This window comes from Tateyamaria sp., assembly GCF_059783535.1.
Map to the genome: position 1 here is coordinate 1 of NZ_JBYNDP010000096.1, position 14,530 is coordinate 14,530.

Annotated in this window: 14 protein-coding genes; 8 read left to right on the forward strand and 6 right to left on the reverse strand. The window is 58.1% G+C overall.

Annotation, left to right across the window (positions count from 1 at the left end):
- Together AC6RA8_RS16225 and AC6RA8_RS16230 are read left to right on the forward strand one after the other, a co-directional pair.
- Positions 1-2,238, forward strand: a 2,238-nt coding sequence (locus AC6RA8_RS16225; protein WP_500353965.1) for a GcvT family protein, incomplete at its 5' end; no start/stop codon positions are given.
- A 137-nt stretch (positions 2,239-2,375) separates the two neighbouring features.
- Positions 2,376-3,203, forward strand: a complete 828-nt coding sequence (locus AC6RA8_RS16230) for a LytTR family DNA-binding domain-containing protein (RefSeq protein ID WP_500353967.1) — start codon at positions 2,376-2,378, stop codon at positions 3,201-3,203.
- Between the two features lie 6 nt (positions 3,204-3,209).
- On the opposite strand, the gene AC6RA8_RS16235 is transcribed toward AC6RA8_RS16230, so the two are convergent.
- Positions 3,210-4,520, reverse strand: a complete 1,311-nt coding sequence (locus tag AC6RA8_RS16235) for an HlyC/CorC family transporter (RefSeq protein WP_500353969.1) — start codon at positions 4,518-4,520, stop codon at positions 3,210-3,212.
- 37 nt (positions 4,521-4,557) lie between these two features.
- On the opposite strand from AC6RA8_RS16235, the gene AC6RA8_RS16240 reads away from it, so the two are divergent.
- Positions 4,558-5,397: a metallophosphoesterase family protein gene (locus tag AC6RA8_RS16240; RefSeq protein WP_500353971.1), complete on the forward strand. Its 840-nt coding sequence runs from the start codon at positions 4,558-4,560 to the stop codon at positions 5,395-5,397.
- On the opposite strand, the gene AC6RA8_RS16245 is transcribed toward AC6RA8_RS16240, so the two are convergent.
- The 3 genes from AC6RA8_RS16245 to AC6RA8_RS16255 are packed head-to-tail and all read right to left on the reverse strand — an operon-like array spanning position 5,337 to position 7,973.
- Entirely contained in the window at positions 5,337-6,299 is a 963-nt protein-coding gene (locus AC6RA8_RS16245; RefSeq protein ID WP_500353972.1) for a site-specific tyrosine recombinase XerD, read from the reverse strand. The two genes, AC6RA8_RS16240 and AC6RA8_RS16245, sit on opposite strands and share 61 nt — an antisense overlap.
- Positions 6,296-7,834, reverse strand: coding sequence for a hypothetical protein (locus AC6RA8_RS16250; RefSeq protein ID WP_500353974.1), 1,539 nt, complete (start codon positions 7,832-7,834; stop codon positions 6,296-6,298). The genes AC6RA8_RS16245 and AC6RA8_RS16250 overlap by 4 nt, the downstream gene beginning before the upstream one ends.
- Positions 7,824-7,973 (reverse strand): hypothetical protein, encoded by a 150-nt coding sequence (locus AC6RA8_RS16255; RefSeq protein WP_189368471.1) that lies wholly within the window; start codon positions 7,971-7,973, stop codon positions 7,824-7,826. Before AC6RA8_RS16255 ends, AC6RA8_RS16250 begins: the two co-directional genes overlap by 11 nt.
- A 93-nt stretch (positions 7,974-8,066) precedes the next feature.
- On the opposite strand from AC6RA8_RS16255, the gene AC6RA8_RS16260 reads away from it, so the two are divergent.
- Genes AC6RA8_RS16260 through AC6RA8_RS16270 form a run of 3 tightly spaced genes read left to right on the forward strand, consistent with a single transcriptional unit; the run spans position 8,067 to position 10,380 of the window.
- On the forward strand, positions 8,067-8,654 hold the full coding sequence (locus tag AC6RA8_RS16260; RefSeq protein ID WP_500353976.1) for a shikimate kinase: 588 nt from the start codon (positions 8,067-8,069) through the stop codon (positions 8,652-8,654).
- Positions 8,647-9,759 carry a 3-dehydroquinate synthase gene (aroB, locus tag AC6RA8_RS16265; protein ID WP_500353978.1) on the forward strand — a complete coding sequence of 371 codons (1,113 nt, stop codon included), beginning with the start codon at positions 8,647-8,649 and terminating at the stop codon, positions 9,757-9,759. Before AC6RA8_RS16260 ends, aroB begins: the two co-directional genes overlap by 8 nt.
- Positions 9,760-9,783: 24 nt before the next feature.
- Positions 9,784-10,380 (forward strand): pyridoxamine 5'-phosphate oxidase family protein, encoded by a 597-nt coding sequence (locus AC6RA8_RS16270; RefSeq protein ID WP_500353979.1) that lies wholly within the window; start codon positions 9,784-9,786, stop codon positions 10,378-10,380.
- Positions 10,381-10,445: 65 nt separating this feature from the next.
- On the opposite strand, the gene ssb is transcribed toward AC6RA8_RS16270, so the two are convergent.
- The gene (gene ssb / locus AC6RA8_RS16275) at positions 10,446-10,952 is read right to left on the reverse strand and encodes a single-stranded DNA-binding protein (protein WP_500353980.1); all 507 of its coding nucleotides are present in this window, start codon (positions 10,950-10,952) and stop codon (positions 10,446-10,448) included.
- Between the two features lie 173 nt (positions 10,953-11,125).
- On the opposite strand from ssb, the gene AC6RA8_RS16280 reads away from it, so the two are divergent.
- Together AC6RA8_RS16280 and AC6RA8_RS16285 are read left to right on the forward strand one after the other, a co-directional pair.
- Complete coding sequence (locus AC6RA8_RS16280) at positions 11,126-11,713, forward strand: lytic transglycosylase domain-containing protein (protein WP_500353981.1); 588 nt, start codon at positions 11,126-11,128, stop codon at positions 11,711-11,713.
- Positions 11,714-11,826: 113 nt separating this feature from the next.
- Positions 11,827-12,312, forward strand: a complete 486-nt coding sequence (locus AC6RA8_RS16285) for a hypothetical protein (protein ID WP_500353982.1) — start codon at positions 11,827-11,829, stop codon at positions 12,310-12,312.
- Here AC6RA8_RS16285 and AC6RA8_RS16290 read toward each other — a convergent pair whose 3' ends face one another.
- The gene (locus AC6RA8_RS16290; protein WP_500353983.1) at positions 12,313-14,400 is read right to left on the reverse strand and encodes a dipeptide ABC transporter ATP-binding protein; all 2,088 of its coding nucleotides are present in this window, start codon (positions 14,398-14,400) and stop codon (positions 12,313-12,315) included.
- Positions 14,401-14,530: the final 130 nt, after the last annotated feature.

Here is a 14,530-nt window from a genome sequence, read left to right on the forward strand (position 1 = left end):
AACATCAGCCGCATTCAGCACTACACCATGGGTCTATACAAGGAGTTGGAGCAGGAGACAGGGCAGGGCTGCGGCGTGTTTCAGTCGGGGTCATTGTACTTGGCGCAGACCGAGGCGCGCGAACATCAACTGCGGCTGCAGGCGGCCAAGGCCAAGCTTTACGGAATGAATTTCCACGAGGTCACCCGGGACGAGGCGGAGCGGTTGCATCCGCTGGTGAACTACGACGGTGTTCGGTGCATCATGTGGGAACCGGACGGGGGCAACGTGGACCCGTCGGGTGTGACCAACGCCTATGCCGCCGGGGCGCGCCAGAATGGGGCGGAAATCATCCGGTTTTGCCCAGTGACAGGGACAGAGCAGCAGGAAGACGGCACATGGATTGTGCGGACCGAGAAGGGGGATATCGCGACGCCATGGATCGTGAATGCGGCCGGTTTGTGGGGGCGGGAAGTGGCGGCGCTTGCTGGGATTGACCTGCCCTTGCAGCCGACAGAGCATCAGTACTTTGTGACCGAAACCATCGCTGAAGTGGCCGCGATGGACCGCCGCCTGCCGTCTGTCGCGGATCGGGACGGTGAATACTATCTGCGGCAAGAAGGACAGGGCCTGTTGGTCGGCGCTTATGAAAAAGACGTGCGCTTTTGGGCGGAAGAGGGCACGCCGCAGGGATTTGGGCACGAGCTTTTTGCGGATGATCTTGAGCGCATCGAAGATAACATGATGCGCGCGATTGAGCGAGTTCCTGTGGTTGGAACCGCCGGGATCAAGCGGGTGATCAACGGGCCTATGATCTGGTCCCCGGACTCCAACGTTCTGTTTGGTCCGGTACCGGAGTTGACCGGGTATTTCTGCTGCAATGGCATTATTCCCGGCTTTTCCCAATCGGGCGGCATGGGGCTTTTGGCCGCGCAGTGGATTGTCGAGGGTGAGACGCAATATGACATGTTTGCCTGGGATATGGCCCGCTTCGGGTCTTGGGCGGGCAAGGCATTCACGAAGGCGCGTGTTGGCGATCAATACGCGCACCGATTCAAGATTCACTTCCCCGGCGAAGAGCGGGAGGCTGGTCGACCCGTACGCACCCGTCCTGTCGCCGACATGCAGTGCGCCTTGGGCGCCCAGATGGGCCTGAACTACGGATGGGAGCATCCACTCTATTTCGGGGATGCTGAAGATACTGCCGGATTCACTCGGCAGCCATGGTGGGACATCGTCGGGACCGAGGCGCGCATGCTGCGTGATCGGGCAGGGATCATCGATATCTCGAATTTCGCCAAATACCTGTGCAAAGGACCGGGGGCCGAGGACTGGCTGAACGCAGTCTTTGCCAACCGAATGCCTCGGGCTGTTGGTCGGTCTTGCCTAACGCCTCTAATTGGAAAACGCGGTGGTATTGCTGGGGACTTCACCGTGACTCGGCTGGCGGAAGATGAGTTCTGGATCATCGGCTCAGGCATGGCGGAACGCTATCATCATCGCTTTTTCAAAGAAGTGCCCTTGCCCGAAGGAACCACCTTTGAAAGTCGCACGGACGCGATGTGTGGGTTCAACGTGGCCGGGCCGGAAAGCAGGGCGCTTTTGCAACGTATGACCAACACATCCCTGGCGACTGACGCGTTCCCCTTCATGCGGTCGCAGTGGATTGAGATCGCAGGCGTCACGGCCTTGGCCCTGCGCGTCTCTTTCACCGGCGATCTGGGCTGGGAGTTGCATTGCCGCACGGAAGATCAGTTAAGGCTGTATTCCGCATTGATCGATGAGGGGGCGGATATGGGCGTTGGCCCAGTTGGCAGTCGGGCCTTGATGAGCCTTCGGATTGAGAAAGGGTATGGATCCTGGAGCCGGGAATACAGCCCTGAATACTGGCCGCAAGAAGTTGGTTTGAACCGTTTGGTGAAAATGAACAAAGACTTCCTGAACAAAGCTGCCGTTGAGAAAACCATCTCCAAACCTTCACGGGAATCGCTGGTGCTATTGCATCTGGATGAGGCGAGCACGCGGGCATCTGGCGCCGACGCAACGGGCGGGGAGCCAATTTTCCGTGATGGTGCCGGGATTGGCCGGGTCACGTCGGGTGCGTACGGTTACAGTGTTGGAATGAGCCTCGCTCTGGGGTTTGTTACTGGAGCAAAGGTGGGGGATATGGTTGACGTTATGGTTCTCGGGAGGAAGCACAAGGCAACGATACTTGAAAAACCGCCTTTCGACCCTGATGGGACACGCCTGAGATCATGAGGTGTGGAGTGTAAACCAAATGGCATACCAATCGCTACAAGCCTGCAACTGACACCGAATTGCCTGCCGTCTACACCTCAATACGCCTTCACAACGCATTTACTCTAATTAGCGTCACATGATAGGCAGCCGTCATGTTGGGGAAGGTTTTCGACCATGAAGTGCAGGTTTTTGTCTCGAATGGGGACAAGGCGCACTTCACGATACGCGAAATGCACGAGCTGTACACGTCGTGGCAGATGTGGCTGCTGGTGCTCGTCGGCTTCTTCATCATGGCGACCGGCCATCCTGTGACTTTGCCACAGTTTGAAAGCTTCGAGCTGCGGTTGGCCTTCTGGTTTGTAGCGCTTTTTTTGTACCTTTTCCTATCCATGTTTTACGCGCTGGCGACCTGCCGCATCTGGCGATCAGCTTTTGGCGGCCCGATTCCTTTGATTTTTCTCTCATCTCCATTGGTGCTGGCTTCGACATACCTCACGGCAGGCGGGCTGACGGTTTTGTTTGAACCTGGCAAACCGGCATTTGGTTCTATGACGTGGCAGATGAATTTGAGGAACGTATTCGTTGCGCATATCTTCGAAACTGTGGCGTTGCTTTGGCTGTTACCCGCGCAGCGCGCGCGCAAGGCAGTCAGGAGTGCTGGGCGCGACATTACTCTGGCGGGTCGAAAAGTTGGGCTGGCCCAAATTTCGCGCGTCAAGGCAGCTGAGCACTATCTGGAAATCTACACTTCGGACAAGGTTGAGATTATTCGCGAGCGTATGGCGACATTCCTCGACCAGGTGAGCCCCGAAGATGGAATCCAAACGCACCGGTCACACTGGGTTGCTCGCCAGACGGCGCAATCCCTGTCCGGTTCGAAACTAACCCTCACCAATGGTCAGGAAATCCCCGTTGCCCGTGGCCGTCTTGATGATGTGCGCGCGTGGGTCGACATGCACAGCGATACACGAGAGCTATTTTAAGGTTCGCTAGTCGAGCGTCTGAATTCTCAACGCCGTAATCCGGTTTCCCTCGCGCGCTGTCACCTCGAACCGGAAACCATGGAAGCTGAAGACCTGACCGACTGTAGGGATCGTCTGGGCCTCATGAATCACCAAGCCCGCGACGGTGTTTGCTTCGTCGTCCGGCAGGTTCCAATCCGTTGCGCGATTGAGGTCGCGGATTGTCATGGCGCCGTCGATGTGAAAATGCCCGTCTTCACCACGTTGTACGGCATGTTCCCCGTCGGGGTCGAACTCATCCGTGATCTCGCCCACGATTTCTTCCAGAATGTCCTCGAGCGTGATCAGACCTTGAAGCGAGCCATACTCGTCCACCACAAGCGCAAAGTGGGTGCGCATGCGCAGGAATTGACGCATCTGGTCATCGAGTGTGGTCGTCTCCGGCACGAAATAGGGCGGCATGGCCACTTGGCTGATGTCGAACGATTTCAAAGCCGCTGCGTCACCCTCGGGCCCGCCGATCACTTGGTACATCGCACGCAACAGGTCCTTGGCGTGGATCACACCTGTGATGTTTTCCTGTTCGCCTCGATAGACGGGCAGCCGAGTGTGGTTCGATTTGAGACACTGCTCGAGGATGGCCTGGGGGTCATCCTCGGCATCTATCATTTCGATGCCAGAGCGGTGCAGCATGATTTCTTCCACGACCCGGTCGCCCAAATCCAACGCGCCAAGGATGCGGTCGCGGTCTTCCTTTTCGACGACGCCTTCGGAATGGCCCAATTGCAATGCGCCCGCGATTTCCTCGCGCACCGCCATGATTTGGCTGTCGGGGTCAATCCTCACACCAAACACCCGCAGAACCCCACGCACCAGCAGCCGCACGGCCGAAACGATGGGTGAAAAGACGGTGACAACAAGAGAGATGGGGCGTGAAACGAGCGATGCGGCAGTTTCGGAATTCGTGATCGCGTAGGTCTTGGGCAGCACCTCTGCGAAAATCAGGACAAGAAGTGTCATGACCAGCGTCGCCAGCGCCACGCCGGATTCGCCAAAGGCGCGCGTGAAGATCGCGGTGGCCAGAGATGTGGCGAGGATGTTGACCAGGTTGTTTCCCAGCAAAACCGAACCGATCAGCCGTTCGTTGTCCTCGGTGATCTGGAGTGCGCGTTCCGCCCCGCGCGATCCTTTGTCGGCTTTGGCCCGCAGTTTCCCCCGGGACGCGGCGGTCAGTGCGGTTTCCGATCCAGAGAAGAAGCCGGACATGACAAGCAAGCCGAGGATCACAGCACAGGTGATCCAGAACGCCGCGTCGAGCGTCGATGAGGGGTCTTCCATTCGTGATTTATCCTTTGATCTTAGATCGGTTATGGGGGTGTCAGACGACGCAATCAAGGGATGCGACAGGATGCGCGTGCAGGATCTGGGCGTGATTGATGACCCGGTGTTGGTCTTTGGCGGCCCGTATTCGAACCTTCAGGCTACTGAAGCGGTTCAGGCTGAGGCGCGGGCGCGTGGTGCGTTTGCAATATGTACGGGCGACGTTGTTGCTTATTGCGGGCAACCTGCCGAAACAGTCGCTGCGATCCGCGCGGCGGGCTGCGCAGTCGTGGCAGGCAATTGCGAGATACAGCTGGCAGAAGGGGCTGCTGATTGCGGCTGTGGGTTCGAAGAAGGAAGCACATGTGACCTGCTATCTGTCGGATGGTACCAGTTTGCGGACGCTCAGATCGGCGTTGCGGATCGCGATTGGATGCGCGCCTTGCCCGACATCATCACCTTTTCGCATTGTGGTGCGCGCTATGGGGTCATCCATGGTGGTGTTACCGATGTAGCCCGGTTTTTGTGGTCAACGTCATCTGTGGAGGCGTTGGAGGCGGAGCTGAGTGCCTTGGAAGCGGTTGTTGGGCCGATCGATCATGTGGTTGCTGGGCATTCCGGTATCCCGTTTCGGCGTCCAGTTGGTCGCGGGGAGTGGATCAACGCTGGTGTCGTCGGCATGCCGCCGCATGACGGCCGCCCTGAAACGGTATTTGCGACGCTGACACAGGGCCGGATCGGTTTGCATCGCTTGGAATACGATGTGTCGAGCGCTGTAAGCGACATGGATGCCGTCGGTTTGACACAGGGGTATCACAGGGCGTTGGCGTCTGGTTATTGGCCCTCTGAGGATGTGTTGCCTCCGGATTTGCGGCTGTCCTTGGCCAGCGGGTGATGATCCAGCACCAGCTGTGTCAGGCGTTCGTCGACCACGTGTGTGTAAATTTCGGTTGTTGCAACATCGGCATGGCCCAGCATCGTTTGAATGGCCCGCAGATCGGCTCCGCCTGCCAACAGATGCGTTGCAAAGGCGTGGCGCAATGTATGCGGGGTGACTTTGCTGGGATCGACGCCCGCATGCACGGCCAGAGATTTGATCCGGGCATAGAACCAGTGACGGGTCAGATAGCCTGAAGCTCCTCGGGATGGGAAAAGGAAGCGAGATGGCGCGGCGCCTTTGCCTTCCAGCTTCTGTTGCTTGGCATCCCGAAGCTTGATCCATTCGAATAATGCAAGGCGGGCCGAAGGCGACAGAGGCACCATCCGTTCCTTGCCGCCTTTGCCTAGGATCAGAAGCATTTGAGGATCGCCCCGCGCGGAGGAAACGGGCAGGCTGACCAATTCGCTGACCCGCATGCCGGTGGCGTATAGCAACTCCATCAGGCAGGTGTCCCGCAATTGGTCGTGTTCGCCACGCCCAAAGACGCGTGCCGATGTCAGAAGGCGTTCTACTTCGTCTTCATCAAGTGTTGTGGGCAGGCGCTTGTCCTGACCGGGGCTTGCGATCTGGATGGCGGGATTGTCGCTGCGCCATCCTTCTTCAAAGGCAAAGCGGTAAAGCTGTTTGATGGCGGACAGACGGCGTGCGCGGGTGGATTTCGCAAGACCCTGCGCGTCGCAGTGGATTAGATAGGCTTCGATCAGCGTCGTCGTGGCTGTTTCAAAATCAGCTTTTTGGTTGTTGAGCCACCCAGCGACATCCTTGAGGTCGCGGCCGTAGGCCAACAGCGTGTTACGCGCAGCCCCGAGTTCGGCCGCCTGCGCATCCAGAAAGGTCGAGATCCAGCGATCGCTCATCCTGTTCCTTTCAGCAGAAGCACCTGCAGCGCGGTGCGCCGCGCCACGTCTTCGAGGCCAAGCGCACGCAGTGTGGCGAGACCGGTGGTCAGTTGGGCAACGTCACCCGAGCTGCCTGCATGCGCCAGTGCAATGCTTTGCAACAAGGCGTCGCCCAGTGCGTCCGACTGTGCCAGTTCCACGATTTGAGGGTCCGGCGCTGCATTGGAGAAGGCTGCAATAACCGATCCTTGAATCCCATCCGCGCTGAGACCGGGCGGTATGGACCCCGCTGCGACGGCGCTCAACACCGGGCGCCGCATGGCGCGGGCTGGGAATTGCGCCGCAGCCATTTCGTAGTTTGGGGACAGCAAGTGCACTTCGAAGGCCAGATCGGCTGCTGCACCGCTCAGGACCAATTCGGACAGCTTTTCGGAGAAAAGTCCGGCAAAGACGGTTTGCAAGCCAGCATCACCCATTGCGCGCCATGCTAAGGGAAGCGTTTTGGAGACCGCTGCAGGGCTGCCTGTTGAAAGCGCCGTTTCGAACCGTTGCACGGCGGCGACCCGGTCCCACACGCCCCCGGAGGCTGCGGCGCGACGTTGTGTGTAGAGCCCCAGAAGACGGTTGTCGCCAAGCGCACCGCGTTGCGCCAGACGCTCTGCTGCTTCCAACTGTGCCTTCCAGCCCGAATTTGGCGACAGGTCAGCGTTAGCGTAAGCAACGGGCCAGCCCCGTGTCGGAATCGGTGTGCCAATGGCTTGGAACAGGCGGAAGGCAAGCGGGTCCGGCGTGGTCGGAACGGGTAGGGGTGGCTCACCTTCGAACAGTTCGGGATCCAGGAAGCGCTCCAGCGCGTCTGCCATTGCGGGTTCAATAAGACCGAGAGCGCGAGAGGTGCCCAAGACCAGTACGGCGTCATCCCACTCCCCAGCCCGCGCAGAGCAAAACACGTCGTATGCCTTGGCGGGCGAAAGGCTAGGGTTTTGCGTTGCTAGGGCGCAGGCTCCCCCTTCGGTTCCCGAGATCAGGGACAGGTCGAGGTAGCGTTTCAGGTGGGCGGAACTGCGATTTACAGCCGTTTGTTCGAGTAGGGCGAGGGCGGGATCAAGTGCCCCAAACCGTATAAGTGCATCCACTCTCGCCAGATCGAAGGCTGACGCATCGCCGCTTGGCGGGTTTGCCTCGGCCAGCAACAGGGTCATGATGAGAGATTGCAGCGCAGGCAGCGACGTGTCGGGCAGGTCTTTGACTGCCTGCGCCAAGTCTGATCCGCTGCTGGCAGACCAAAGCGTGTCGGGAAGGCCGGTCACGTTTGATGGCGCAAGCCCGACGCGCTGTGCCGCCTCGTCGCCCAACGGTTGCACTGTGACTTGCGGGACGATGCCGCTGGACGTGACATCGGGTTCCGGTTGAACGGGTTGAGCCGCCTGAACCGCCTCTTGCGTATCAAGCCAGTCGATCACGCTCAGCGGTGCTGTGGCCTGCTCCTGCCCACTCAGGCCGGTGCCAGCGCTGATCAGCACGGCAAGAAGAGGACCAAAGCTATTCTGCATCCAATGTGACGGGCACGCGCGTTTCATCCTGTGGTGGCGAGAAGTTGGCGCCGAAATACTCGCCCACATAGGCATAACCGACCAGCCCGATAAATCCGATGATCGCTAGAAAGATCAACAGTTTGAATAGACGGATCATGTTTTTGCCTGCCCCAGAATTCTTGTTGGTGGTTCTTTGTTTTGCTCAAAGCATATATGGCCTTTTTTGCAAAATCACGTCATTGACGGCTATATGAGCGAAAATCAGCATAATAATAATTTGGGGGCTGGCTTCCGACTGAACAAGACCGTTGTCATGGTTGGCATGATGGGGGCAGGAAAGACAGCCGTGGGGCGTGCATTGGCACAAAGGCTGGGTGTACCGTTTCTGGACAGCGACGCAGAGATCGAGAGTGCTGCCAACATGACTGTGCCCGAGATATTCGAGCGCGATGGCGAGCCTTTCTTCCGGAGTAAGGAAACACAAGTGATTTCCCGTCTGTTGGACGAAGAACGGGGCATTCTGTCGACTGGTGGCGGGGCTTTTTTGGCGGAAGAGAACCGCGCAAATATTACGGCGCGTGGCGTGTCCGTTTGGCTGAATGCGGACCTTGATCTGCTGTGGCAGCGGGTTCGCCACAAGGACACGCGCCCCTTGCTGCGTACCCCTGATCCGCGTGCAACATTGGGCGAAATCTATGACGCGCGTGTGCCGCTTTATGCCCTGGCGGATGTGTCTGTGAAGTCTTTGCCGAACCTGAGTATCGAGGAAATGGTGGACCGTGTGATTGCCACTTTGGTGGCCGAACGGCCCGACGTTTTGGAGAAGATGGATGCGTGAGATTGTCCATGTGCCGTTGGGCGACCGTGCATATGATGTGCTGATCGGGCCGGGCCTGTTGGCCGAAGCGGGTGCGCTGATTTTGCCGCTGCTGCCGCGTCCACGCGTTGCGATCGTCACCGAAACCCGCGTCGCAGCCCTGCATCTGGATGCTTTGCTTGCAGGCCTGGTGGAAGCGGGCACTGAGGCTGTCGCGCTTGAATTGCCTCCTGGTGAGACCACCAAAAGCTGGACCCATCTGGGCCAAGTGACCGAGTGGCTGCTCGATCAGAAGATCGAACGCCGCGATGTCGTGGTTGCCCTTGGCGGCGGTGTGATCGGCGACCTGGTGGGCTTTGCCTGTGCCATCCTGCGCCGCGGTGTGCGCTTTGTTCAGGTGCCCACGTCGCTGCTGGCACAGGTCGACAGTTCGGTGGGCGGGAAGACCGGGATCAACACCGCGCAGGGTAAAAACCTTGCGGGCGCCTTTCACCAGCCGAGCCTCGTACTTGCCGACACTGATGTCTTGGCGTCCTTGTCCGAGCGCGATTTTCTTGCCGGGTATGGCGAGGTTATGAAATACGGCTTGCTGGGCGATGCAGCGTTTTTCGAATGGCTCGAAGAAAATGCACCAGCTATGTCGGCGGGAGACATGGCGCTGCGGGTGGCTGCTGTTAAACGTTCGGTCGAAATGAAGGCCGAGATCGTGACCCGCGATGAGACGGAGCAGGGGGATCGCGCACTTTTGAACCTTGGTCATACATTCTGTCATGCCTTGGAAGCTGCAACGGGATATTCAGACCGCCTGCTGCATGGCGAAGGTGTTGCAATCGGGTGCGGCCTGGCGTTCGAGCTGTCGGCGCGACTGGGGCTCTGTTCACAGGAAGATCCCAGCCGGGTGCGCGCGCATATCCAGGCGATGGGGATGAAAGCGGATATTTCGGATATCCCCGGCGATCTGCCGGATGCAGCTGGACTGTTGGACTTGATGGGGCAGGACAAGAAGGTTGTCGCTGGGACGCTAAATTTTATTTTGGCGCGCGGTATTGGTCAGGCTTTTGTCACCTCGGATGTGCCTCGGCAGACCGTGATGGACGTTTTGGAGGACGCGTTGCGGGGAAGGTGACCGCTTGTGGAAGGAGATCGAAAGATGACGCCGGAAAGACTGCGCGAACTGTACGGTGAGGTCCATCAAAGGGCCGCAGCTAAGGTCATTTCATCGTTCGATCATCATTGCCGACAATTCATAGAGCATTCCACTTTCCTCGTGCTTGCCACATCTGACGGGCAAAATCTGGATATTTCACCCAAGGGCGATCCAGCGGGGTTCGTGATGGTGGAATCGGACACCTCGCTGCTGTTGCCAGATCGTCCTGGTAACAATCGGATCGACAGTATGATGAACATTCTGGCGCACCCGAAAGTGGCATTGCTGTTCCTGATCCCAACCGTCGATGAAACCCTACGTGTGAACGGAACGGCGGAAATCAGTGAGGATCCCGCGCTGTGTGACCAGTTCCAGGTCAATGGCCGCAGCCCAAAGACAGTTTTGAGGATCACCACGGATGAAATCTACACCCATTGCGGTAAGGCGCCGTTGCGTGGGAGCCTTTGGAAACCCGAAAGCTGGCCATCGGACCGCCCGGTCGCAACGCTGCTTGAAATGCTCAGGGATCACACCTCGCTTCCGGACGAACGGACCGGTCAGGATGCGGTCGAAAAGCTATATCGCGACACGCTGTACTAGGCGTTTCGCCCGAACAGAAAAGGCCTGCGTTTCAAGCGCGGGCCTTTTGCTTTTGACTGAGTTGTTTAGAACGGAATTTCGTCGTCTAGATCGCGGCTTGGGGCCGGGCTGGGTTGACTGCTGCCACCGCCACCGCCGCCACCGTATCCGCCATCGCGGTCGTCATAGCCCATCTGGCCGCCTCCGCCGCCGCCGAAGTTCCCTCCGCCACCGCCTTCGCCGCGACCATCCAACATCGTCAGCGTTGACGTGTAGGGGCGCAAAACTACCTCGGTCGAATAGCGGTCCTGACCAGATTGATCCTGCCATTTGCGGGTCTCAAGCTGACCTTCGATATACACCTTGGAGCCCTTGCGCAGATATTGCTCGGCAACCCGTGCCAGCGGTTCGGAGAAAATTGCAACAGAATGCCATTCCGTACGTTCCTTACGTTCACCCGTGTTGCGATCTTTCCATGTTTCGGATGTTGCAATGCGGAGGTTGCACACCTTGCCGCCATTCTGGAATGTCCGCACCTCGGGGTCGCGCCCCAGATTGCCGATCAGAATGACCTTGTTGACGGACCCTGCCATGTTCTTCCCCTTTTGTCCCTTGCCGGGCTGATTCCGTGCCGCGGCCTTGCGTTCTGGCTAGACTACACGCGGTTAATGCAGGGTAAAACCGCGTAAGACTGGCGCGATGGCAAAAAAGCCGTATATTGCGCGTCAAGAAATGGTGGCAGTGTACGATCTGGGGATAGTGAAAGATGCGAGCACTCTGGGCTGGGGCGATTATCGCTGCCTTCATGGTTGAGGCTGGAGCGGCACAGACGCTTTCGTCAAAAAACCGCGGTTCCTTGTTCAAATCTCAAACCAAGGTGTTGGATAGCCGTGCCGCCACACAGTATTCCAATTCTGTTCGCCTTCAGCCGCCCAAGGTGGTGACTCCAACCAAATGGGACACCGAGACCAAGAAGTTTCGTGGAAAGTACCGTGGCCCTTATCTGAACATGGCTAGGGACGCCGCACGCCGCCACGGCGTTCCCGAAGACCTGTTCTTGCGTCTTGTTCAGCAGGAAAGTGGCTGGAACGCGAAAGCCAAGTCGCACAAGGGCGCATATGGCCTTGCCCAACTGATGCCCGCCACAGCGCGCAGTTTGGGTGTCGACAGAAATGACCCGGCGGAAAACCTTGAAGGCGGTGCACGCTATCTCAAGGCGCAGTACCGCACTTTTGGCAGCTGGCGTCTTGCCCTGGCGGCCTACAACGCCGGGCCGGGGGCTGTGAAGAAGTACAACGGCGTTCCGCCATTCCGTGAGACTCGGAACTATGTGAAAATCATCTGGGGTAGTTAATCCGTTTCTTCGGTGCGTATCCCGTACGCGCCCTCCGATTGCGCCGTTTTTGCCTTAAATGCGCCATGCCATGCACTTAAGCCGGGAAGTGAACGGTAGCGATAGGGGCACGCATGAAACCTGGTCAATCCACATTCGAAGAACGTTTGAACCGCATAAACAGCGGCCAAGCGCGAAACGCCAGTGATGTTGTGTCGCCCAGAGCAAAGCTTGTGCACGAGGCGTACAAGGACCGCAGGTTTCATTTTGACATGTTGGTGGCAGGAGCGCTTGCAGGCGGCATCGCGGGACTTCTTTTTGCATCCAATATCGGGTTCCTGTTCATTATCACGCTGGACTACCTGACGCTTTATGGCCTGATCCTCGCGGACTTCAAAATTGCGGGTTACATTGCGGCGGTGGCCATCGCCCCGTTCGCATTTTTGGTGACTTTAATCTTTTCAAGAACGGCACAGCGGGCGTGGCAATTCTGGACGGCTTACATGATAGGTGTTTTGGCTGCCAATTACACCGACCTGCGCTATTGGATCGAAACGGTCGCCATCCCTGCCTTCTGGCAGTTCATGTCGAACTACACGGCTGCGTCGGAATACCTCTGATCACTCTGCGGCAACCTTGATGACGGGCTCCATCCGCTCCAGGATGTCTTCCGCCAAATGACATTTGACCTGATGCCCTTCGGCCAGGTAGCGCACAGGCGGCACGTCCTTTTCACAGAGCCCGCCGGGCACTTCAGATTTCCATCGGCACCGCGTTTGAAATGGGCATCCCGATGGTGGGTTCATGGCCGATGGAATGTCACCCTCAAGTACGATGTGCTGCTTTTCCACTGATGTGTCGGCAATCGGCACGGCGGACAGCAGCGCTTCTGTGTAGGGGTGATAAGGCGGGGCAAAGACCTGTTCGGTCGACCCCAGCTCGACCACGTGACCCAGATACATGACCATGACCCGGTCGCTCAGATAGCGGACGATGGAAAGGTCGTGCGAGATGAACAGAAGGGTGGTTTTATGCTCGCGCTGAATCTCCATCAGCAAGTCGGTCACCGCAGCTTGCACTGATACATCAAGCGCCGAAACGGGCTCGTCCGCAACGACAATCTTGGCATCCCCGGCAAAGGCGCGGGCAATACCGACACGCTGTTTCTGCCCACCTGATAATTGTCGCGGCATACGATCAGCAAAGGCACGGGGCAGCTTTACCAGGTCAAGGAGCTCTAGCATGCGCTGTTTGCGGTCCGCTTCATTCTTGCCGACCTTGAAAATCTCCAACGCACGAATGATTTGGCGGCCCACAGTCATCGAAGGATTGAGCGTGTCAAACGGGTTCTGAAAGACCATTTGCACATCCGCGACCGTTTGCGTGTCCCTGTCCTCAATCGGCACGTCCTGGATGTTCTTGTTGCCGAGTGTGATGGCCCCTTCGGTCGCGGTCTCAAGGCCCATCAGCACTTTGGCGAAGGTTGATTTGCCACAACCGGACTCGCCCACGATGGCCAGTGTCTCGGACTCGCGTGCCTCGAAGCTTAGGGTTTCATTGGCCTTGACGACCTTCTTGTCGCCACTCCCAAACAGGGCTGATGCCGCAACCTCGTAGTACTTCTTGAGGTTGTCCATCTTCAGTACAACATCGCCAACTTCACCCTTTTCCTTCTGCTCACCCACGGTGATCGGCGCATTCCAGTCAATCTCCTGGAAACGAAGACAGCGGGTTTCGTGGCTGACATCCTCATCCGCGGCGGCCATGGGGATGGCCTGATCCTGGTTGCAGAGGCCGTCTTGGAAATAGTCGCAACGCGGTCCAAAATTACAGCCCGGCGGCCGTTCGTGTGGCAGGGGGAAATTGCCCGGAATGGCCACCAGCGGGCGCGCGTTTTTGTCAGCGCCGGGCAGGGGAATCGAACGGAAAAGCGCTTGAGTGTAGGGGTGCTGCATCTCGTCAAAGACCTGTTTGATCGATCCGCGTTCAACGGCCTCACCGGAATACATCACGCAGATACGGTCACAGGTCTCAAGAACAAGGCCAAGGTTGTGCGAGATGAACAGCATCGATGTGCCGTACTTCTTGCCCAGATCCTTGACCAGTTCCACAACGGCGGCTTCAACCGTCACATCCAGTGCCGTGGTTGGTTCATCAAGGATCAGCAATGATGGCTCGGACATCAGCGCCATAGCTATGACAATGCGTTGCTGCTGTCCGCCCGAAAGCTGGTGAGGAAAGCTGTTCAGAATACGCTTGGGATCGGGCAGCTTGACATCCGTGACGACCTGCAACGCCCGGTCATAGGCATCCTTTTCGGACATGCCTTGATGGATCATGGGCACTTCCATCAACTGCTTGCCGATCTTCATGGCCGGGTTCAGCGAGGCCATGGGCTCCTGGTAGATCATGGCGATCTCTGAGCCGCGGATGTCGCGTAACTCCTCGGCGCTCATCTCTTGCAAGTCGCGGCCCTTGAACTTGATCGATCCGCCGACGATGCGCCCGTTCTTGCCAAGGTCCTGCATGACCCCAAGGGCCACGGTGGACTTACCGCACCCGGATTCACCAACAAGCCCGACAGCTTCTCCCGGCTTCACCGTCACGGAAAAATCCATGACAGCCGGAATTTCCCGCAGTCGCGTGAAGAAGGAAATGCTCAGCTTGTCGATCTCAAGGATCGGGCCGTCATAGTCCTGTTTTGCCATCGTCATCTCTCCCGTCTGGCTGTGAAGATTTCTTTCTTCATCTTGCCAAATAAACTCCGGGGGTGGGGGGGGGGGGGGGGGGGGGGCGCCGCGGGGGGGAAAAGAGGGAAGGAGTTGGAAGGCGGAGCAG